This is a genomic window from Flavobacterium frigidum, assembly GCF_048286795.2.
Genome location: NZ_JBLVPT020000018.1, coordinates 45,000 through 68,285, shown reverse-complemented (window position 1 = coordinate 68,285; position 23,286 = coordinate 45,000). Strand labels below are relative to the sequence as shown.

The 23,286-nt window shown below is 33.3% G+C and carries 15 protein-coding genes; 11 read left to right on the top strand and 4 right to left on the bottom strand.

The window, feature by feature from the left end:
• The first annotated feature begins 745 nt into the window (after positions 1 to 745).
• Both ACNQGB_RS14360 and ACNQGB_RS14355 read left to right on the top strand, forming a co-directional pair.
• Entirely contained in the window at positions 746 to 3,178 is a 2,433-nt protein-coding gene (locus ACNQGB_RS14360) for a PAS domain-containing hybrid sensor histidine kinase/response regulator (RefSeq protein ID WP_417946859.1), read from the top strand.
• 8 nt (positions 3,179 to 3,186) lie between these two features.
• Positions 3,187 to 3,702, top strand: coding sequence for a GNAT family N-acetyltransferase (locus tag ACNQGB_RS14355; RefSeq protein ID WP_417946873.1), 516 nt, complete (start codon positions 3,187 to 3,189; stop codon positions 3,700 to 3,702).
• Positions 3,703 to 3,795: 93 nt separating this feature from the next.
• Here ACNQGB_RS14355 and ACNQGB_RS14350 read toward each other — a convergent pair whose 3' ends face one another.
• Positions 3,796 to 4,353, bottom strand: a complete 558-nt coding sequence (locus ACNQGB_RS14350; protein ID WP_417946860.1) for a DUF4494 domain-containing protein — start codon at positions 4,351 to 4,353, stop codon at positions 3,796 to 3,798.
• A 212-nt stretch (positions 4,354 to 4,565) separates the two neighbouring features.
• Here ACNQGB_RS14350 and ACNQGB_RS14345 point away from each other — a divergent pair, with 212 nt between their 5' ends.
• The 4 genes from ACNQGB_RS14345 (at position 4,566) to ACNQGB_RS14330 (ending at position 9,270) form a co-directional block, all read left to right on the top strand.
• Entirely contained in the window at positions 4,566 to 5,192 is a 627-nt protein-coding gene (locus ACNQGB_RS14345) for a TetR/AcrR family transcriptional regulator (RefSeq protein WP_309758311.1), read from the top strand.
• The gene (locus tag ACNQGB_RS14340) at positions 5,182 to 6,513 is read left to right on the top strand and encodes a TolC family protein (protein ID WP_417946861.1); all 1,332 of its coding nucleotides are present in this window, start codon (positions 5,182 to 5,184) and stop codon (positions 6,511 to 6,513) included. Before ACNQGB_RS14345 ends, ACNQGB_RS14340 begins: the two co-directional genes overlap by 11 nt.
• 11 nt (positions 6,514 to 6,524) lie before the next feature.
• Positions 6,525 to 7,604 carry an HlyD family secretion protein gene (locus ACNQGB_RS14335; RefSeq protein WP_417946863.1) on the top strand — a complete coding sequence of 360 codons (1,080 nt, stop codon included), beginning with the start codon at positions 6,525 to 6,527 and terminating at the stop codon, positions 7,602 to 7,604.
• An 82-nt stretch (positions 7,605 to 7,686) separates the two neighbouring features.
• Positions 7,687 to 9,270, top strand: a complete 1,584-nt coding sequence (locus ACNQGB_RS14330; protein WP_417946864.1) for an MDR family MFS transporter — start codon at positions 7,687 to 7,689, stop codon at positions 9,268 to 9,270.
• A gap of 63 nt (positions 9,271 to 9,333) precedes the next feature.
• Here the strand turns inward: ACNQGB_RS14330 and yaaA are convergent, their stop codons facing one another.
• A complete protein-coding gene (gene yaaA, locus ACNQGB_RS14325) occupies positions 9,334 to 10,092 on the bottom strand; it encodes a peroxide stress protein YaaA (protein WP_417946866.1) in 759 nt (252 codons plus the stop codon).
• A 171-nt stretch (positions 10,093 to 10,263) separates the two neighbouring features.
• On the opposite strand from yaaA, the gene ACNQGB_RS14320 reads away from it, so the two are divergent.
• The 3 genes from ACNQGB_RS14320 (at position 10,264) to ACNQGB_RS14310 (ending at position 14,046) form a co-directional block, all read left to right on the top strand.
• A complete protein-coding gene (locus ACNQGB_RS14320) occupies positions 10,264 to 10,782 on the top strand; it encodes a GNAT family N-acetyltransferase (RefSeq protein WP_417946868.1) in 519 nt (172 codons plus the stop codon).
• Between the two features lie 253 nt (positions 10,783 to 11,035).
• Positions 11,036 to 12,337, top strand: a complete 1,302-nt coding sequence (locus ACNQGB_RS14315) for an NAD(P)/FAD-dependent oxidoreductase (protein WP_472777130.1) — start codon at positions 11,036 to 11,038, stop codon at positions 12,335 to 12,337.
• 290 nt (positions 12,338 to 12,627) lie between these two features.
• Positions 12,628 to 14,046 (top strand): adenosine deaminase, encoded by a 1,419-nt coding sequence (locus ACNQGB_RS14310; protein ID WP_417946869.1) that lies wholly within the window; start codon positions 12,628 to 12,630, stop codon positions 14,044 to 14,046.
• Between the two features lie 78 nt (positions 14,047 to 14,124).
• On the opposite strand, the gene ACNQGB_RS14305 is transcribed toward ACNQGB_RS14310, so the two are convergent.
• Positions 14,125 to 16,593 (bottom strand): zinc-dependent metalloprotease, encoded by a 2,469-nt coding sequence (locus tag ACNQGB_RS14305; RefSeq protein WP_472777129.1) that lies wholly within the window; start codon positions 16,591 to 16,593, stop codon positions 14,125 to 14,127.
• Between the two features lie 296 nt (positions 16,594 to 16,889).
• Positions 16,890 to 17,288 (bottom strand): hypothetical protein, encoded by a 399-nt coding sequence (locus tag ACNQGB_RS14300; RefSeq protein ID WP_417946148.1) that lies wholly within the window; start codon positions 17,286 to 17,288, stop codon positions 16,890 to 16,892.
• 236 nt (positions 17,289 to 17,524) lie between these two features.
• On the opposite strand from ACNQGB_RS14300, the gene ACNQGB_RS14295 reads away from it, so the two are divergent.
• The gene (locus ACNQGB_RS14295; protein WP_417946146.1) at positions 17,525 to 17,962 is read left to right on the top strand and encodes an acyl-CoA thioesterase; all 438 of its coding nucleotides are present in this window, start codon (positions 17,525 to 17,527) and stop codon (positions 17,960 to 17,962) included.
• Positions 17,963 to 18,213: 251 nt separating this feature from the next.
• On the top strand, positions 18,214 to 23,196 hold the full coding sequence (locus ACNQGB_RS14290; RefSeq protein WP_472777128.1) for a translocation/assembly module TamB domain-containing protein: 4,983 nt from the start codon (positions 18,214 to 18,216) through the stop codon (positions 23,194 to 23,196).
• The last annotated feature ends 90 nt before the right edge of the window (positions 23,197 to 23,286 follow it).

The window sequence follows — 23,286 nt, the reverse complement described above, 5'->3', positions numbered from 1 at the left end:
ACTCGAAAAAACATCTATAAATGAACTACTTATGAAATCAGATTACAATAATGTCAATGAACATAATACTAACCAGCTGGTTTTCAACTTATTTTAATTGGACACTAGTGATGTATTTTATTAAAAAATCTCACGAAATAGCATTGCAACTGTAGAAGTTACTGTTGTATTGGTTAAAAATAAAGTCTTACATTCGTTACGTTCATAACAAAGTTTGATCCAACTCAACAGTAATGACACTATAACTTTTCATTTGTTGAGCGATTTAGCAAATATCAAACATCTTGGCACAAAAGAAGATTGCTTTTTTTCAATTCTACAAGCACTATATCATATTTAAAAAAAACTTACATTTAAAAAGTACTACTCTATGTCTTGGTGTTATGATCTACAGTATGATTTATACTTATTTCAAAGTAAATTAAATTATAAGAAATCAGTTAGTATAAATATAGTAATGCTTTAAAATTGGATCTATTATTATAAACCTAAAAGACAAATATCAGGGCGATGTTTTTTTTGCTGCTGATTTTTTATTGCTTTAACCATTAATTTTTAATAATAAATACACAATCAAAGTCTAAATGTAGTGTTCTAAAAAAAAATATTGTTTCGATTTATGCATTTTAAATCACATATTTTAACAATTAATACTCAGAATTATTTATATTTGACTCAATTAAATATTTAATTCGAATAGTTGTCTAAAAAATGTAGCGAATACGAACCCATTAATACTATAAAAATGGACACATACAACAAAGCTATGAGTGAATCTCAAATTACTAATCCTCTTTCTAAAGACGGCAGTTTGATAAATTTTCAAAACCTGATTTCACAGGCACCCGTTCCCATCACCATTTTTAAAGGACCTAATTTTATAGTAGAATCTATCAACAATAAAGCGCTAGAAATTTGGGATAAAACACATGAGAAAGTAATTGGCAAACCACTTTGTGAATTATCTCCAGAAACAGAAGGTGGGTTATTACAAATATTCAATAAAATTTACAGTACTGGTGAACCCTTTACAGTAACTGAATATATGGTTTTACTCATGAGAAAAGGTAAACTAGACACTGCTTATTTCAATATACTAAATCAACCTTTACGAGATATAAATAATACTATTTACGGAATTATATCCATAGGTACTGAAATAACTGAAGCAGTACATGCACGAAAACAAATTGAAGTTAGCGAAAAACGATTTAGTAATATCCTTGCACAATCCTTAATTGCCATCGCCATTTTAAAAGGTCCGCAAATGATCGTAACATCTGCTAACCAAGCTATAATTGCTATTTGGGGAAAAGGAAATGATGTCATTGGTAAATCCTTACTTGAAATTTTGCCTGAAATAAAAGATCAAGTATTCCCTAGTTTATTGCTTAATGTATATGAAACAGGAGAACATTTTGTAACCAATGAAATTAAATGTATACTGCATCGCAATGAAAAACAGGAAGAATGTTATTTCAACTTAGTATACCAACCTTATAGAGATGTTGATGATTCTATTACCGGCATCACAATCTTGGCTACCGAAATTACGCAATACGTTCTAGCTAAAAAACAGATTGAAGAAAATGAAGAGGAACAAAAAAAATTAGCTAAACATTTTAAATTAGCAACTAACTCAGCCCGAGTTGGTATTTGGTCTCTAGACATCGCATCATTAACATTAGAATGGTCCACGATGCATAAAAAAATGTGGGGCTACGATGACCAGAAAGAAAACTTAACCTATTCGGACTGGCACAGCGTGATCGTCCCAGAAGATATAGAATTAGCTTTTCAAAAAATAGAAGAATCAAAGATTAACCATAACGTTTATGAAGTAGATTATCGTATAGCACGTGCTAATGATGGAGAAATTGTTTGGATCAAATCTACTGGTCACTATCACTATGATGAGTTTGGCCAAGCCCATACACTTACAGGCGTTAGTATTGATATTTCAAAACAAAAGAAGATCGATGAAGAATTATCTCAAGCAATCATTAAAGCTAAAAATGCAACGGCAACTGCTGAACATGCCGTAATAGCAAAACAACAGTTTTTATCCAATATGAGCCATGAAATCCGGACTCCTATGAATGCGATAATTGGCTTTACCAACGTTTTATTAAAAACAGATTTATCCGAAAAACAAACAGAGTGTTTAAAAGCAATACAATCCAGCGGCGATACACTTATTGTTCTCATTAATGACATTCTTGATTTAGCCAAAGTTGATGCAGGCAAAATGATTTTTGTTAATGAGCCATTCAAAGTATCCGAATTACTATCTAGTGTTATTCGTTTATTTGAAACAAAAGTTCAAGAAAGCAGCTTACAATTAATCACGGAATACGATGACAGAATTCCCGAAATTATTTTAGGTGATTCGGTTCGATTACATCAAATTCTAATTAATTTACTGAGTAACGCAATTAAATTTACCTCTGAAGGCAACATTACTATTAATGTGAATGTAAAAAGTGCAACCAAACAGAAAATTACAATTGAGTTTAAAGTTTCTGATACAGGAATTGGAATTCCTGCTAATAAAATTGAAACAATTTTTGAGAATTTTGAACAAGCACACGTTATTTCCTCTAATCTATATGGAGGTACTGGACTTGGACTAGCAATTGTAAAGCAACTTGTAGAAAAACAAGGAGGCACAATTACTGTAGATAGTAAAGTTGATGAAGGAACTACGTTTAGTTGTATATTAAATTTTCAAAAAAACACTGTTGATGCTATGAGTAATTTTGAATCAGAAAAAATAAATCACGACACAGCTAAAATTAAAAAAATTAAAGTATTGGTCGTAGAAGATGTTAAACTAAATCAATTATTGTTACGAACCATACTTGATGATTATAATTTTGAATGGGAAATTGCGGACAATGGACAAATAGCCATTGAAAAACTAGAAACAAATACCTATGATATTATTCTAATGGATTTGCAGATGCCCATTATGAACGGATTTGAAGCTACAAAATACATCCGCAATACAATGAATTTACAAATCCCGATTATCGCACTTACTGCAGATGTTACTACCGTTGATGTTGAAAAATGTAAATCCATTGGCATGAATGACTACATTTCAAAACCACTTGACGAAAAGCTATTGTATACTAAAATTTTAGATGTGCTAAATATTAAAGATAATAAACTGTAATGACAGATATGGACTATCACTTCAGAAAAGCTGAACTTTCTGAAATCACTCCCATTTGGGACATTTTGAAAGATGCTATTGCCCGCCGAAAACAAGATGGAAGTACCCAGTGGCAGGACGGGTATCCCAATCCAGAAATTATACAAAAAGATATTGAAAAAGGCCAGGGATTTATTTTAGTTTTAGACGAAACTATCATTGGTTATTGCGCAATACTAATTAATGATGAGCCTGCTTACGAGGCTATTGAGGGTAAATGGATCACTAATACTGATTTTGTGGTGGTACATCGTGTAGCTATTGCTACTAATCATCTAGGCCAAGGTTATGCTAAAATGATTATGAAACACATAGAGAATTTTGCGACAAACACTACCATTTATAGTGTAAAAGCAGACACTAATTTTGACAACGTCGCCATGATCAAAATATTTGAAAATTCAGGATATGTGTATTGTGGCGAAGTTTATTTTAGAGGAAGTCCTAGAAAAGCATACGAGAAAGTATTACACAAACAAGACTGATTGAAATTGAAAAACCGCAAATTCACAAATAAAAACAGTTAGTAACAGTTTCGTAATTTGCGAATTTGCGGTAGGTTCTTTTAAAAAAAAATCTTAAAATACAGCTTCTTCTTCAGGAGCCGCTTCAAATTCCAAGTGATCTACTATTTCTGCAGCTACCTCTGGTTTTGATGCTTTTAGTGCATTAAATTTTTCTAACTGTTCCAGTTCCCCTTCTTCTCCACTAAAATAAGGAAAAACATCCATAATAGGAGATTCAGAAACCGCTGGTATGGTATAATCTCCCATTGTTCCTTTCATTACACTGATGGTATTGTCATAGGCTTCCCTTACATCATTTGCTTGTATTAATAAGTACATGTTGGTCTTTCGCTCTTTACCGCTTTCTTCGTCATAGGCCAATAAAGAAACTTTGGATCTAAACCAACGATCTGCATTTTCAAAGGGATGAATCTCTGCATAATTAGCCACTTTTATATTCGTGATTTTAAAATCTTCACTAATATACGCCGACATTTCTTCATTGATCCTGCTTTCGGCTTCTGTGTAGGATAACGCGTCTACCAAGTATGGTTCTGTCGTAATCTTTTGTGCGCCAGTTTCATCTGTTTTTCTATATTTTACTTTACATTCGTACCAAGTTGTGCTCATTTCTATTTTTTTAAGGATTTCAAAGATATATTTTAGAGGTTAAAAAAAGCATCATTCCTAAAATAGATATTCACAATTTCAACTGCTGTTTAGTTTTGTTCTACACTTCAATCTAGCTCTAATTATATCGTTAAAATTATGTTAAAAAAAAACTAAACAGTTGTTTAAATTAAACACTTGTTTAGTTTTGTTTTTGAAAAAATTAAGTTCCATTGAAAAGTAATTTTAACGATAAACAAATTCAAATCCTCGAAGTTGCAGAGACCCTTTTCGCAGAAAAAGGTTTTGAAGGCACCTCCATCAGAACAATAGCTAAAGTAGCTCAGATCAATGTAGCTATGGTATCGTATTACTTTGGATCGAAAGAACGATTACTGGAATCCTTAATTGTTTATAGAACTTCGGATCTTAAAAATCAATTGGAAAATTTACTACAAGAAGACTTAGAACCAATCGAAAAAATTAACAAGCTTATTGAACTGTACATCAATAGAATCAATAGCAACCGTGGTATTTACAGAATTTTACACTTTGAATTCACTTCTAAAAAAAGAGAACAAAATCTTCAAGCTTTTTCAGAATTAAGAAAAGGAAATTTAAAATCGTTGGAAACTATTATTGAGGAAGGTCAGAAAAAAGGTATTTTTAGGAAAGATGTTATTATACCACTGATAACACCCACAATTTTGGGAACTTTTTTTCATTTTCACATGAACAAACCCTTCTTTGAAAATTTATTAAACTTAAAAACCGAAGATTTATACAATAATTACATCAAAACAAATTTGACAAAGCATATTCAACAAACTATAAAAGCACTTCTAATTTATGAAAGTTAGTCCATTTATGCTCTTTGGAATTTTCTATATTGGAATTTCCTCGGTAACAGCCCAAGAAAAAACAAGTTTAACATTGAACGAAGCCATTAATTTGGCCTGGACCAAAAGTAATGAGGTTACCTTGGCCAATACCAAAGTTAAAACGAAACAATACGAACTGCAATCCAAAAAAAATAATCAATATCCTGATTTGAAGCTTTCAGGTCAATACCAAAGATTGACTAATGCTGCTGTTGATTTTAAAATCAATCAAAATAATTCGGGCTCACAAGAACCGCAACCTATCGTCAATCAATTAATGATTGGACAATTGAATGCTAGTGTTCCTGTGTTTTCTGGTTTCAAAATACAAAATAGTATTAAAGTTTATGAGAACTTATATGAGGCTGAAATGGCAACAGCAACTCAAACTAAGGAAGATATAGCATTGCGTGTTATCGATTATTACGCGGGCTTGTACAAAGCTCAAAAAACAATTGAATTGTTAAAAGAAAATCAAAAAAGTGCACAACAACGCGTAACAGATTTTATAGAGTTAGAAAAAAACGGAATTATTCCTAGAAACGACCTTTTAAAGTCACAATTACAAGCTTCTAAAATCCAATTATCATTAGATGAAACAAACAACAACTTAAAAATCATCAACTTTTATTTGGTTACACTTTTGAAATTGAATCCAGAAACTAAATTGGAAATTCGGGAAAGTGATTTTGCTGATTTTCAAATGACTAATATCCCAACAAATGACTTACCAGCATTAGAAAATCGAAAAGATTTACTCGCGATACGTTTACAAGAAAAAGCAAGTGAGGCCAATATTAAAATAGCGAAAGGGGCATATTATCCTGCCATTGCAATTATTGGTGGCTATACTGCATTAGATTTGAGTAACGTAATTACCGTGCAAAATGCAATGAATATAGGTGTGGGTATTTCGTATGATTTAAGTGCTATATTAAAAAATGGAACGTTAGTAAAACTAGCGGAAAATAAGTTTATTGAAGCTCAAAACGCCGAGGCTATATTAACGGATTACATAAAAAGTCAGGTTCAAAAAGCAATTGAAGATTACGATTTAGCATTGAAACAAAATGTAGTTTATGAGCAAGCGGTAGAACAATCATCTGAAAACTACAGAATAATAAAAGACAAATATGATAATGGCCTTTCAGACACCAATGATCTTCTTGAGGCTGATGTAGAACAGTTGAGTTCTAAAATCAATAATGCATTAGCAAGAGCCAATACCATTCAAAAATACTACGAGTTACTATCGGTAACTGGACAATTATCTCAAACCTTTACTATTTCAAAAAAATAATCATACCTACCATGGAAAAGAAAAAAACAAATAAAAAATTTATAATTATCCTAGTAGCTTTGGTAGTTTTAGGTGCATCATACGGGACATATAAATACATGCATTCCCTAGCTCATGAAGAAACGGATGATGCGCAAATTGAAAAAAACATGAATCCTATTATTCCTAGAGTATCGGGATATGTAGATAAAGTGTACATTAAAGACAATGATTTTGTAAAAAAAGGAGATACTCTTTTTACAATTGACAAAAGAGATTACCAACTAAAAATTGAGGAAGCTAGTGCTGCAATGGTGGGAGCTGAAGGAAATTTTGAAGTTTCTAAAGCTGATATTGGTAGTGCTTTAGCGAGTATTTCTGTTTCTGATGCCAATGTGCAATCAGCAGGTGGCAATATTGAGTCTGCAAAAATTAGATTGGATCGTATAACCAGTGATTACAACAGATACAACAATTTGTATAAAAGCCATTCTATAACCAAACAACAGTACGAACAAGCACTGGCTGCTAAACTTGAGGCAGAAAGTCAAGTCCGTGTTTTAGAGCAACAACAAAGAGCAAGCGCGTTTCAAAAATCAGTTATTATTGCCAAATCAAAAGTTTCAGGTAAGCAAACCGAAGTTGCGGCTGCCAATATTAAAAGAGCAAAAGCACAACTGGATGCCGCAAAATTAAATCTTACTTACACCGCTGTAACTGCTGCGATTGATGGTCAAGTTTCTAAAATTGATATTCAACCAGGACAATTAGTACAACCGGGACAGTCTTTATTTTATATCATCAACAATAAAGAAGCTTGGGTTATTGCTAATTTCAAAGAAACTCAATTGAACAAAATGGTTATTGGTCAAAAAGTAACCGTGAAAGTAGATGCCTATCCTGGTTACAACTTTCAAGGTTCAATTACCTCATTTTCTCCGGCTACAGGATCACGATTTTCATTACTTCCGCCTGATAATGCCACTGGAAATTTTGTGAAAACAATCCAAAGATTACCGGTTAAAATAAGTTTAAACACCACTAACGATCCCGAAAAAATAAAATTACTTCGCCCAGGTATGAATGTAGATGTAGATGTACATTTGAAATAAAAAACCTTTTTACAAGGTTCTAAAATGGCCAAAAAAGTAATGCCTTTTTTTAAAAAAATGATAGTTTACAATTAAGTATAAAATGGTACAAACAGGAGAAGATGATTTAGTAGAATATGGCTTAAGAAGAGTCATAATTACCATTACCGCCGTGCTTTGTGCTTTGCTTGAAATTGTAGATGTTACAATTGTAAATGTGGCATTAAACAATATGCGAGGTAGTCTTGGCGCATCATTAACTGATGTTGCTTGGGTTATAACGGCTTATGCCATTGCAAATGTGATTGTGATTCCTATGACGAGTTGGTTGTCACAACAGTTTGGACGACGAAATTATTTTGCAGTTTCTATTATTATTTTTACCGTCGCTTCTTTTATGTGCGGTAACGCTAATAATATATGGGAACTAGTAGCCTTTAGATTCATTCAAGGTCTTGGTGGTGGTGCGTTACTCGTGACCGCACAAACCATAATTACAGAAAGTTATCCCGTTGCTAAAAGAGGAATGGCTCAGGCTATTTATGGTATGGGAGTGATTGTAGGCCCTACTCTTGGACCGCCATTAGGAGGTTATATTGTCGATCATTTTTCTTGGCCGTATATTTTTTATATCAACATCCCAATTGGGATTATTGCCACATTACTAACACTTTCTTTTGTAAAAAGTCCAAAGTATGGAGATAAACTCAAGGCTAGTCAAGTCGATTGGTGGGGTATCTTTTTACTAACTGCCTTTATTGGTTCATTACAATATATTTTAGAACACGGACAACAAGATGACTGGTTCAATAACCTTACCATCATCATCTTAAGTGTAATAACTGTTTTGGGTTTAGTACTCTTTATTTGGAGAGAACTTACTTATGAGCATCCTATTGTAAACTTGAAAGTACTAAAAGATACCAATTTAAGAATAGGCACCATAATGTGTTTTATTCTTGGTTTCGGGTTGTATGGTTCTACTTTCATCATCCCTATCTACACACAATCCGTATTAGGGTGGAGCGCACTTGACGCTGGTTTATTATTGATCCCAAGTTCAATCACTACCGGAATTATGATGCCATTTATAGGCAAAATGATTCAACGTGGCGTACCGCAAGCCTATCTGGTTGCAGCTGGTTTTTTAACCTTTTTCTTTTTTACGTATTGGATGCAATTGGTCATTACGCCAGATTCTGGTGAAGAGCATTTGTATTGGCCATTGATTTTAAGAGGAGTCGGACTCGGGCTATTATTTGTACCCATTTCTACACTATCATTATCAACTTTAAAAGGGAAGAGTATAGGCGAAGGAGCAGCTTTTACTGGGATGATGCGACAATTAGGCGGTTCTTTTGGTATTGCGATCATCACCACTTTTATCGCTCGATTCAATCAGGAACATCGTGTAAATCTAGTTTCGCATCTTAATTCCGCTTCTTTCGAAGTCCAAAAAACAGTACAGCAACTCAAATTGGGATTCATGTCTAAAGGCTATACTGAAAACGAAGCCTTGGCCAAAGCCTACAAAGCAATCGAATATAAAGTAATGGTGCAAAGCTCTGTATTGTCTTACATAGACATCTTTTTATATCTTGGAGCACTATTCTTATTTTGCATTCCTTTCATCCTTTTGATCAAAAAAGGAAAAAACAAAATCAACCCTGCTGATGCAACGCATTAAAGATTAAACACAAAACGCCGTTATCAAAATGATAACGGCGTTTTGTGTATTTATCTAAAAACGTTAACGAGTAAAAACCAAGTGATTCCCTTTGGATAATGTAGCGTCAAATTGATACCCATCATAGTTGAATCCTTTTAAATCATCTAAGGTTTGTGCATTTGTATCAATAATGTAACGCACCATCATTCCTCTCGCCTTTTTGGCAAAAAAACTAATTATTTTTAATTTTCCATTTTTATAATCTTTAAACTCTGGCGTAACTACTGGAACTTTAAGTGCTTTGACATCAACTGCAGAAAAATATTCTGTACTAGCCAAATTAACAAATAACTCCCCTTCTTGCAACTCTTTATTTAAAGCATTTGTAATTGTAGGTTTCCAATATTCATATAAATTTCTGCTTTCGCCAATGGGTAATTTTGTTCCCATTTCCAATCGGTACGCTTGCATTAAATCTAATGGTTTTAACAATCCATACAAACCCGAAAGAATACGCAAACTATCTTGCAAAACTTGTATTTTTTTTTGAGGTAAAGAATAAGCATCTAAACCAATATAAACATCTCCATCAAAAGTATACACTGCTGGACGCGCATTAGAGATCGTAAAAGGTGTTTTCCAAACTTGATTGCGCTTCCAATTCAAATCGGCCAACTTATCTGAAATACTCATTAGATCTGACAAATCCGCAGGTTTTTTCTCCTTCAAAACTTTGTGAACTTCTCTTGATTCTTTTAAAAATAAGGGTTCTGTGTGCAAAGCCGTAGGCAACTCTTTTTCAAAATTTAACGACTTGGCTGGTGATAGTACTATTTTCATACAGATTGCGCTAAAAAGCACTTTTTATTAATTGTTCCAAAAGTACTAATTGAAATCTAGAATCCAAAAATCTTTAAATTGATTATTTAAATAGTGTTATAAAGGATTACCATGTGTAACCTAGTTTAATTGTGTATTTTTGATTCAAATGAAACCAAATAGTACCTCAAGATGAACCCAATCGAAATTAGAAAAGCGACAGTAGCGGATTTAGAAATGCTTCAAAAATTAAGTATTCAAACCTTTACAGAAACTTTTGCCGTTACTAATACTCGAGAAAATATTGCTAATTACATCGATAAAAGCTTCAATACTGAACAATTGATACGTGAATTAAACACTATTGAATCTCAGTTTTATATGGCCTTTTCAGAAACAAATCCTGTTGGTTATTTAAAAGTAAATTTTGGAGAAGCACAAACCGAAATCACAGAAGGAAATTCATTAGAAATCCATCGAATTTATGTTTTGCAAACTTTTCATGGCAAAAACGTAGGTAAATTGCTGCTTGACAAAGCTAAAAATATTGGTCAAACTAGTTGCGTTACTTCAATTTGGCTTGGAGTGTGGGAAGAAAATCATAGAGCACTTCGATTTTACACCAAAAATGGATTTGTAGTTTTTGATCAGCATGACTTTATAATGGGAACTGACAAACAAACCGATTTAATGATGCAACTTATCTTGTAAAAAAATCTAAATTACCATTATAAAAACTGAAGCCCTATCGATTGAAAGTACATAGATTTCATTAGTCAGAATTGATCTGCAAAGTTAGATGGTATTATTTACCGCAGATTCGCAAACTTTTCTAATAGTACGCTTTTAAAATTTGTAAATCTGTGGTGAGTGTTTTTTTTTAAGCTAAAGTAAATGCCGTGAAAGCATATAGTTTTGAACTCTACTTTCAGACACAAAAGTTTTACCTCAAAATTGTCCCTTAATTAAACCTCATGAAAACTCAATTTGGTTTATTTTTGTTGCAAATAGTATAAAAATCATGAAACAAGATGTTATAATTGTTGGAGCGGGATTAGCGGGATTGTCTGCTGCCGTTCACTTGCACCGTCAAGGCCGAAAAGTGTTACTTCTAGAAGCAACTGATCGTCCAGGCGGACGCATAAAAACCGATTTACATGAAGGATATCTTTTGGACAGAGGATTTCAAGTGCTATTGACCGCCTATCCAGAAACTCAAACACTACTTAATTACACTGATTTAAACTTAAAAAAAATGCTTCCAGGAGCCACTGTGCTCTATGATGGCGGTATTTTTGAAATTGCAGATCCCTTCCGAAGACCATCGGCGGCATTTGCAACGCTTTTTGCTCCTGTAGGTACTTTAAAAGATAAAATTAATACCCTTTGGTTGAAAAACAGGTTGCAAAATTTAAGCATCGACGAAATTTTCGAACAACCAGAACAATCTACACAAAAGCAATTAACCGAATATGGTTTTAGTGCAAAAATGATTGCGCGCTTTTACCGACCATTTCTATCCGGGATATTCTTGGAAAATGATTTACTAACATCCCGACGTATGTTTGATTTTGTGATGAAAATGTTTTCTGATGGCGATGTTGCTGTTCCAGCATTAGGCATGGAGGAAATTCCAAAACAATTAGTCGCTATGCTTCCGCAAGGGAGTATTCAATGTCATACGAAAGTAACAGCTATTGATGGAAACAAGGTGACAACTGCGGATGGAAGCGTTTTTGAGGCCAACCAAATCCTTTTGGCAACGACCGCAAATACTCCTACCCACCAGTTTTTGCCAAAGCAAAAAATGACTTCGCATCAGGTTACAAACATCTATTTTGAAACCAATGAAGCACCTACTAAAAAAGCGGTGGTTTTATTAAATGCTTCCACCCAAAAGAAATGGGTCAATAATTTAACGGTTCTATCTAATGTTTCTGAAGCGTATGCTCCAAAAGGTAAAGTGCTTATATCGGTTTCTTTCAATGGAATTCCAGCTGTTGATGACGCTACTTTGGCTGAAAATATGAAAGAAGAATTGAAACAATGGTATGGCGAAAAAGTAAATTTATGGAAAATGCTGAAAGCCTATCGAATTGAATATGCTTTGCCAACTCAAGAAAGTGTACGAAATACGATTGATACTTCCGAAATAAAAATATCAGATACGCTATTTATTTGTGGAGACAACTTATTAAATGGTTCAATTAATGCCGCACTAAAAACAGGACGATTAGCCGCCGAAGCAATGATGAAATCTAAATAAATTAAAGCCTATCAAACAAAAACTATTTTCAAAATTAGAACAAGAAAAAAAACAAAATAAACGTACTAAAAAATCAACAACACCTTTAATAAAAATTAGTTTTTGAAATGCAATAAAGTAATCCAAATAAACTTTTTAAACAGTAGCCAAAACAGACAATGAAATTACTTATTTTTGTAAACTATTACCACCATTAAAAATAAGAATATTTTTTCATAAAGAGCTTCTTGATATCTATCAATTATACTTTTTGAAATGGCATACCTATTACTTTAGCTACAATAAAAAATATGAAATTAGTATATACCCTATTAGTTGCATTTGTCTTAAACACTGTTTATTCACAACCTACTGATGCCTACTTTGAAAAAATTAGAAATAATGAAGCGCAGTTAACTGCTTTTTTCTCCCAAATGCCAAAAGGAGGGGATTTACATCACCATTTTTCTGGATCTATTTACGCAGAGCCTTTATTGCAACATGCTATAAAAGAAGACTTTTACCTCAACACTGAGACAATGGATGTGCGCAAAGTCAAAGAAAATTCAGGGAATTGGTTATTATTTTCTTCGCTCAAAGCAAATGGTACTCTGAATATATTCAAACAAAAAATAATGCAAAAATGGTCTGTAAAGGACTATAATTATGTGGATTATCCATCCGATAAATTGTTTTTTGAATCTTTTATGAAGTTTGAACCGGCGATCAAAGGAAATTTTGGACAAGGATTATTGGAACTAAAAAATAGAGCCATTACAGAAAATGTAAGTTACATTGAAACTCAATTATCTACAATTCCAACAACGATGATTACCGATGATTTGACATCATTCAATATAAAGTTGCGAAAACTAGCTTTGGTAAAAAACGAAAAAGCAATCACTACATCATTGGATTCTGTTTTCAATTCGTTACTAAAGAAAAATGCGGAGTCCTATGCTAAAGACTTCAATACTAATTTTGTAGCCAAGATGCACAATGATTTAAAAATTGATGACAATCAATTTACCATGCGCTACCAAAATTTTGTATTGCGTTTTATGGAACCGGTAGATTTGTTCAAGAATTTGGTAATTGCGTTTATATCGGCAAATAATAGTCCGCTAGTGGCGGGTGTTAATATTGTTTCTCCCGAAGATGGTGAAACGGCGATGAACGATTATTGGTTGCACATGCTGATGTTCAAGTATTGTCATGCGCGCTATCCAAATGTGAAGTACGCGATGCATGCTGGAGAACTGACTCTTGGATTGGTATTACCCGAAGATTTAACTTGGCATATTGGCGCCGCTGTTTATACCGCAGGAGCCAATCGCATTGGGCACGGAGTAGATCTAGCTTATGAGAAAGATTCCTATAATCTACTGCGTTACATGGAAAAGAACTCCATTCCTATCGAAATTAATTTAGTGAGTAACGAATTTATTTTAAAAGTAAAAGAAAACCGCCACCCATTCTCCTTGTACAAAGAATTTGGCGTTCCTATAGTTATCAGTACGGATGATGCAGGAATTTTGCGAACCAATATGACCGAACAATATGTTTTATTAGCCAAAAGATACAAAGACGTTTCCTACTCAGATATCAAACAGTTTGTGTACAACAGCATCAATTATAGTTTCATAAAAGAAGCTGCTGTGAAAAAGCAATTATTAATTGACTTAGACACTAGATTTAAAACATTTGAAGCCAATTTTGCTGTAAAATAAAAAATTTTCAATCAATTTTTAACCTAAAAAAATCCGCTAAAGCGGATTTTTTTTAATTTGTAATGTACTCTAATAAATCTATTTTGGATTTAAAATCAATTCAATTCTTTTGATTGCATCTTCATAGTGGTATTTTGTTTCCGGTTGTACTATTTTAGTTTTAGCAATTGATAATGCAGCTTTCAAAGTAGTTAATTCTCCCCGAACCAATCCTCTTACATCTGATTGTGCTACATTATAATAGTCAGACGGACGACCAGATTTGATCTCTTCTTTCATTAGATAACTCATTCTTTCAATATAGGCACGTTGTAAATTTCTTCTATAAATAGTCACATTCGAACCTAAACTGGCTTCTTTCCAAATTCCTTTGCGCATATCACCCAGCAAATCCAATGCTTTATAATTAGCAGTACCCATAATTTCTGAATCTATTAATCGTCCCAATCGCTCAAAACTCAATAGTGCATTCAAATGTCTGGCTTGCAAATTTCGGAAAAGTTCTGTGTATCCTGCATAATCAATATTTTTTAAAGTGCTCACATTTACCAACCACGTTGGCGAAGCAAAAGCATTGGCTTGCAACCATTGCATCGCTTCTTGTTGCTTTGCTTTTGGTACAATATCGTAAATAGTTCCTTTTTGGTTTGGCTTTTTAGCAGCCTCGTAAACACCGCCTACATTAGTTACTACATGCCCTACATACCTACCCCAAACGTCTAACATTTCTTTATACAACTCCTCTAAATCTTCATAATTATTAGTCACATCACTAGTCCATTCTGATAAATGTGCCGCTACATATTGCAAGTTTTTAAGTCCGTAGGTACCAGCAGTCATTGAATTATTTCCAATATCTTCTGTTTGTGAAGTAGGGTCAAAACTACTACTTTGTTGCCCGTATTTATAGATTATATTCCCCGATTTTTCCATAATCCATCGGTCTAATGTAGGTACTTCTGCTTCTGGTGAGGTCGTATTTGGAATCACTCTATATCCCCAATTCGTAGCATAATGATCGTAAGGTCCCATTTGGCGGATAAAACGAACGTTTTTATCTCCGGGTTGAGCAATGTAGTTGAAACGAGCGTAATCCATCAAACTGGCTGCAATTCCGTTTTTCTGAGTAAAGTCTCCACTTCTATAATTTTCGGTATCATAGGCACAACTAGCACCCATATTATGAGGAAAACCTAGTGCGTGTCCTACTTCATGAGCAATAACCATACGCATCATCTCACCCATTTCAGCATCACTGGTATTTAATGTTCTTGCTGTTGGATTAGCAGCACCGGTTTCTAGCAAATAGCGATTTCTATACGAACGCAAATGGTTGTGGTACCAAATTACATCGCTCTCGATAATTTCTCCAGTTCTAGGATCAGAAACGCTTGGTCCAACCGCATTACGTGTCGTGCTCGCCACATAACGAATTACCGAATATCGAATGTCCTCTGGACTAAAATCAGGATCTTGTTCTTTCGTTGGTGCATCTTTGGCGATAATTGCATTTTTAAAACCTGCTGTTTCAAAAGGCTTTTGCCAATCTTCAATTCCTTGTTTGATGTACTTACGCAATTTTTCGGGTGTAGCAGGATCTAGGTAATAAACAATAGGTTTTATTGGCTCTACAAGTTCCCCTTTTGCATAAGCGACAGGATCTTTAGGCTCTAATCGCCAACGACGGATAAATGTTTTGTTATCAGATTTCAATTCATTACTTCCATAATCGATTTGATCCATCGTAAACCATCCCACACGCGGATCGGCCAATCGAGGTTGCATTAATTTTTCAGGCAATAAAATCATCGACTGATTCATTTGGATGCTTATTGTTTCTGAGTCTTCTTGAACCGGTGGTTTAGAGGCATTATACGTGAAATCCTGAATCACTTCAATATTCATTGGAAAACTTTTCATCGTATTGATAAAACTACGAGAATCATCCATGCCTTTTACTTTATATGTTTCTCTCATTTCTGCTGATAAACCGCTAATCGCTTTTACATCAGTTCCATAAAACTTAGTAACATCAATAACCGTATTTGCAGAATCTTTACTAAATGCAACGATATCGAATGCAAATAAGGTAGGCTCATAATTATTGGATTTAACCGAAATGCTAATTGGCAAACTGTCATTAGCAACTGCGCTGAAAGACTTTATCTTAATCAAGATTTTATCTTGAAAACGTTGCCAAACAATTAGTTGTTCATTTGTCTCTGAACCAGCATTTACATACCCGCCACCTAAATTTGAAGGCAGTTTTGACAACCGACTCACTAAAAGCATGTCTTTATCCAAGTACTTATTCGGAATTTCGAAAAAATACTTTTTGTCTACTTTGTGCACTGTAAACAAACCCTCATCGGTTATAGCATCTTTTGTAATTACTTTGCTATACTCCTTGATAGTTGTCTCTGGTTTCTTTTCAGGAGGTGGCGCTACAACAGCATTTTTATCTTTTTTCTTTTTCGATTGCGCAAATTGAGTAGTAGGTATTAGCATTGCAGTAGCAAGTGCTGTTAAAATGAAAAATTTCTTCATTTACAGGTTTTTTAGTGGTTAATCAATACCAAAAATAAATTTTAGTCGCTGTAAATTAAATAGTATTCAAGGGTTTAACTTTTAATTAACAAAATGAAAACCAGTCAAAAATTTCATACCAAAAGAAACAATACTGTTTTACTGCATCCCTTCATTTTTGATTCTACCAAATAACAAAACTCTAAATAAATACAAACTACTGCACCACGCAGCATTTCCTGTTGTTTTACTCAGAACCAAATAGTTGTTGCCTACAATTTTTTTTGTTTCATGAGATCCTATGAAAGGTACATCTATTATTGAACCGCCTTAGTCGAAGTGCCTACTGTCAAGTAGATGTGGGTATTTGGATGCAAAAACTCTATTCGGGTTTGCTGCTTGTTTATTCTCATTTCTACTCGCTCTTGCTCATTTTCTAAAGTGTAACTTGTGTAATTTTTGTCTGAAGGAAATACACTTGAATTAATAATTTTATACTTCATTTTAGTAGAAGTAAGAAAGAAAACTACCTCTCGTTTTTGTGTATCAAGGAATACAAAAGAGTATTCATTACCAGAAATATTGCACTCACCCTGCTTAAAAGGCTTCTCATCTACACAATACCGTTGTACGTTAAACACCTGTTCTTGAGCATAAATAGAGCCCGTAAGCAAGAACACAAAAATTAATTTTTTCATATATTGTACTGATTTCAATATCCGAAATTGGATACCACTTACGCATTGCAAAAGATAAGCCACAATCTTTTTTAAAGTAAAATAAAAAAGAGACTCTACACCTTTTTCAAATGAATTGTACTAAAGAATGCCATAAAATAGGCTTATTTACTTATTGCATCTCGGTTTTTATTTGTATTTTCGATTTTCAAAAATCTAAAACTTTCTTGTTTAAATAAAAGTGATAGTGATACGGAAACAATAAAAAAATACAAATGACTTCATTTAGCAAAGAATTATCCTTTCGTTGGTCTGATTTAGACCCTAATTTTCATGTTCGACACAGTGCTTATTATGATTTTGGTGCCCAGCATCGTATAGAAATTCTAGAGAGTCTTGGTTTAACGATGAGCGTAATGCAAACGCAAGGCTTTGGTCCCATTTTGTTTAGGGAAGAATGTGTGTTTAGAAAAGAAATAAAATTGGGTGATACCATTTTCATGCACACCAAAAGTTCTAAAGTAAATGCCGATGCTTCGCGCTGGTCGATTGTTCATGAATTCAGAAATGACAAGAACCAACTTTGTGCAACTATAACTGTAGATGGCGCTTGGATGGATTTAAAACTAAGAAAGTTGGCAGCACCAACACCTGAAATTGCAAAAGAAGCACTTAGTGTTTTTCCTAAAAGTGAAGGATTTGAAAGCAATTAAGCTGGGAAATAAAACACTCCATATCCTAAAAAAGTATAAGCGAAAAATTAAAGAAAAGTGTACCTATTATAAATCTTTAGAAACTAATTAAGACACATTACTGATCATTTTTATCTAGTAATTTTACAATATTTTTTTTGAATTTTATAATTTATTACAATTTCAATTTTTGATCTTTGTGCGTAATTCCATTTCTAGATTAGAGTACCATTCCTTTTTAAGTTGGTTCTTTAAAAAAAAACACACCTCATTTGAAAAGATATTTAAAGAAAAGTTTGAAAATTTTCCTTTGGATAATAGGATTTATTGTTCTGTTGTTCGTAGTACTCTTCGTAGTTATTCAAATACCATCTGTTCAAAATTATGCTAAAGATAAAGCAGTAACTTATCTAGAAGGTAAAATAAAAACGAAAATAAAAGTCGATAGCCTTTCTATTGCCTTTCCAAAAAAAGTAGTTCTTACTGGGGTATACTTTGAAGACCAAAAAAAAGACACTCTTTTTGCTGGAGAAAAACTAGCTGCGGATATCAGTCTTTTGCAGTTAATCAACAATAAAATAGAAATCAATTCCTTAGAATTAGTCGGTATTTCAGCAAATTTAAATAGAGATACTAAAGCCGTTTTTAATTTTGATTATATCGTAAAAGCATTTGCTGCGCCAGAAAAACAAAAGAGTGATTCACCACCCATGCAGTTTTCTGTAGAAGAAATTAAGCTCGACCGCATCCAGTTTAAGTATACGGATGCTGTTACAAAAAATAATCTTTATGCCAATTTAAAGCATTTTGAAACGAAAATTAAAACATTCGATTTAAACGAAATGAGCTTTGAAATTCCTAAAGCTAAAATCAACGGATTAAAATTGAAATTAAAGCAAGGTTTAGTTCAAATTTCCAATGCGACAAAAGTGGCAGCCATAAAAAATGAACCAGAATCCATCTTAAAATTAAAGTTAGGTGAAATTGATTTGGCAAAAATTGATTTCGATTATGAAAGCGAAGAAACCAAGCTTTCGACTCATTTTTATTTAAAAAAACTACTCGCCAAAATTGATAAAATTGACCTCAACAATCAATTTGCCATTGTTGATCTCTTGGAAGTAACAGGTGTAGAAGGTACTTTGGCTTTGGATCCATTGGATAAAATTCGACAAAAAAAACAAACTACTTCTACGGATTCGAACAACTGGAATATCAAAATTAAGGAGACTAATTTCGAACGATTTAATTTCCGTTACGACAATAATACTGTTGCAGCAGTTAAAAAGGGTATCGATTACAACCACCTGAATCTTACCCATGTGAACTTACAAGTTGAAGAATTGAATTACAATCCGGAAAATATTTCAGGTATTGCTAATTCATTACAAATGAAAGACCAAAGTGGATTGAATATTCAAGCATTCAAAGGAGAATTTTTCTATGGTAAGAAAAATGCTTTTGTTAAAAAATTATACTTAAAAACTCCTCAAACAGAACTAAGAGATGAAATTAGAATTGGGTATCCTTCTATTGAGTCACTTGCTAAAAATCCAGGAGAATTAGGACTTATTGCTAATTTGAAAAAAAGCAAATTGGGAATTAAAGATATTTTACTTTTTGCTCCTACTTTGAATACTGTGAATCCCTTTATGAGTAATCCCAATGCAATACTGATGATTAATGGTACTGTAAAAGGAAAATTAAAAAACATTGAATTCCCAAATATCGAAATTAGTGGAATAGGAACAACTACGGTAGCTGTAAGCGGAAGAATCATTGGTTTACCAGATGTAAATAAAGCGTATTTTGACTTGGATATTAAAAACTTACAATCTAATTCGAAAGATTTTGTTGGCTTTTTGCCAAAAGGTACCATTCCAAATTCTATTCAATTACCTTCAAAATTCAATGCCAAAGGTTTTTTTAGAGGAACCATTGCTGATTTTAGTACGAATATGAACCTGGTAAGCAGTTTTGGAAATGCTAAAATCAAAGCGAAATTCGACCAAAGCAGAAAAAATTATGAGAAATATGATGCCCAAACAGAGCTCAAGAACTTTGATTTAGGGAAATTTATAAAAAATGATTCTATTGGAAAAGTAACCCTAAAAGCCAACATAAAAGGAACTGGATTCAATCCAAAAACAGCCACCGCTTCAGTAAACGCAACAGTTCAAAAAGCGTATTACAACAAATACACGTATAGAAATCTTGCTGTAAAAGGAGCCATTCGCAACGGAAACTTTAATGCGACTGCAGTTGCCAAAGATCCCAATCTAACGTTTGATTTGGTAAGTAGCGGAAGTTTCAAGGACAAATATCCTACTGGAAAACTAAAACTGAATGTGGATATTGCTGATTTAGAAAAACTAAATCTGCATGCTGGCCCATTAAAATTGAGAGGTGTTGTAGATGCTGATATCCAATCGGCAAGTCTAGATTACCTCAACGGAACGGTTTATGCACACAACATTACCATCGTAAATGCTAAAGAAGAATTTGTGATTGATTCTATCAGCGCAGTGGCAACATCGAGCTCGGAAAAGAACACATTGGTATTGAAATCACCGTTTTTGGATGTTGAGGCTGATGGAAAGTACAAGTTGTCAAAAATAGCGACTGCTTTGTCAAATTCTATTGCTACATATTATAATAGCGCGTCAAATTTTAGAAAAACAGCAGTTGAGAAACAAGAATTTGTTTTTAAAATTGGTGTAAAGTACAGTCCAATTTTACTTAAACTTATTCCTGAATTGAAAAGTCTGGAACCAATAAATATTCAAGGAAGATATAATTCTGTTAACGACTCTATTGTTTTGAATGGTACAATTCCAAAATTAATTTATGGAGAAAACACCATCACAAATGCTGTCCTTAAAGTTGACACAAAAGACAATGCAATAGTGTACAGCTTTGTAGTTGATGACATTCAAAACAAACAAATACAATTGCCTCACACAAGCATTACCGGTAAAGTACAAAAAAATATTGTGGATTATACGGTGCAATTAAAAGATGCAAAGGATAAAGAAAGATACTTAATTGCAGGAACATTAAAAGCTACCAACGGAAACAACGATATCAATCTTAATCCAAATAATTTACTGCTGAACTATGAATCTTGGAAAATAACACAAGATAATTTAATTCGCTTTGGTAAAAACGGTATTTATGCTGATGACTTCAAATTGAGTAAAGAAGGTAGTCAAATTAGTCTACAATCACAATCGCAGCAAAGAAACGCTCCGCTAGCAATTGATTTTAAAGACTTCGATATAAAAACCATTACCAGTTTTGTAGAAAAAGGGGATTTACAGATGAGCGGTAAAATCAATGGAAATGCGTTGGTCAAAAATATAAGCACTACACCTCTTTTTACTTCGGACTTAAACATTGAAAATTTTACTTTCAAAAAAGACACTGTCGGAAACATTAGCATCAAAGTAAATAATGCAATTGCAAATCAATATGACGCTGTAATTGCCATTACTGGTCAGGGAAATCAAGTTAATCTAGAAGGGAATTACAAAACTAAAGACAGCAGTTTTGATATGGATCTAGATATTGATAAATTGAATTTAAAAAGTATTCAAGGTTTTACACTTGATAATATTACGGAAAGCACAGGATTCTTAAATGGGAATTTTAAAATTACGGGCAATACAAATCAGCCTAAAGTATTTGGAGAATTAAAGTTCAATGAAATTGGTTTTAAAGTGAAGCAGCTCAATGCCGCATTCAATTCTTTGAATGATAAAATTGTATTTACAAACGATGCTATTCTTTTTGATAATTTTATAATCAAGGATGAAAAAAACAATGATCTAGCCATAAACGGAAAAATTGATAGTGCTAATTTCAGTAATTTTGGCTTTGACTTAGCCATCGATGCTGATAATTTTAAAGCAATTAATTCGAAAGAAAAAGACAATGCTTCCTATTACGGCGAATTGTATTTGGACAATCATTTGAAACTATCTGGGAATTTAGACAATCCTATTGTAGAAGGAAATATCAAAATTAATAAAGACACAAAATTTACTATTGTTATACCGCAGTCAGACCCTTCAATTGCGGATAGGGAGGGAATTATAGAATTTATCGATCAAGACAATCCTAAATTAGCAAGCACTATCTCTTTGGACGAGTTAAAGAGTGAAATGGACATCAAAGGTATCAATGCATCAGTAAATATTGAGATCGATAAAGATGCCGAACTATCACTGGTTATTGATAAAGCAAATGGGGATTTCCTAAAATTAAAAGGAGAAGCGCAATTAAACGGCGGTATTGATCCATCAGGAAAAACGACATTGACCGGAAGATATGAATTATCTGAAGGTAGTTATGAAATGAATTTTAATGCAATCAAAAGAAAATTCGACATTAAAAAAGGCAGTTACATCCTGTGGACTGGAGAACCAACAACAGCGGATATCAATATTACTGCAGTCTACAAAACAGAAGCCGCTCCCCTTGATTTAATAAATGATCAATTAGGAGATGTAACTGCTGAAATAAGAAATACGTACAAACAAAAAATTCCTTTTGAAACCGAATTAAAAATGACTGGTGATTTGATGAAGCCAAACATTTCATTTGACATTATTTTACCGGAGGGCAACAATAGTGTTTCTACGGAAATTATCAATGCAACGCAAGCCAAATTGACACAATTGCGTCAACAACCAGACGAGTTAAACAAGCAAGTTTTTTCCCTACTGTTATTGAATCGATTTATAGGAGAAAATCCTTTTGCTAGTGAAACTGGTATTGCCAGCGTGTCCTCGATTGCAAGGGAAAGCGCCAGTAAAATTTTATCGCAGCAATTGAATAACTTAGCGGGTGATTTAATTGAAGGCGTAGAATTGAATTTTGATTTGAATACCTCAGATGATTACACTACTGGTCAACGCGAAAACAAAACTGATTTAAGCATAGGAATTTCAAAGAAATTATTGAATGATCGATTAAAAGTCACTTTGGGAAGTAGTTTTGGGATAGAAGGTCCACAGCAAGTGAATCAAAACGCTAATAATATTGCTGGTGATGTTTCTATTGATTACCTACTTTCTAAAGATGGAAGATATAAAATGCGAGCCTACCGCGTTAATAAATACCAAGTAGCCTTGCAAGGAGAAGTTGTAGAAACTGGAATTGCTTTTATAATCACCTTGGATTACAATAAATTCAGTGAGCTGTTTCGCAAAAATGAAGCGAAAAAAGCAAAACAAAAACAGAAAAAGAATTAAATAAAGTAGGTTTAAAATGTGCCTTTTGGCACTAAATATTGGTAGGAAAAATATAAATTTCAAACAAAAATGTCCCGTAGGGACTATACC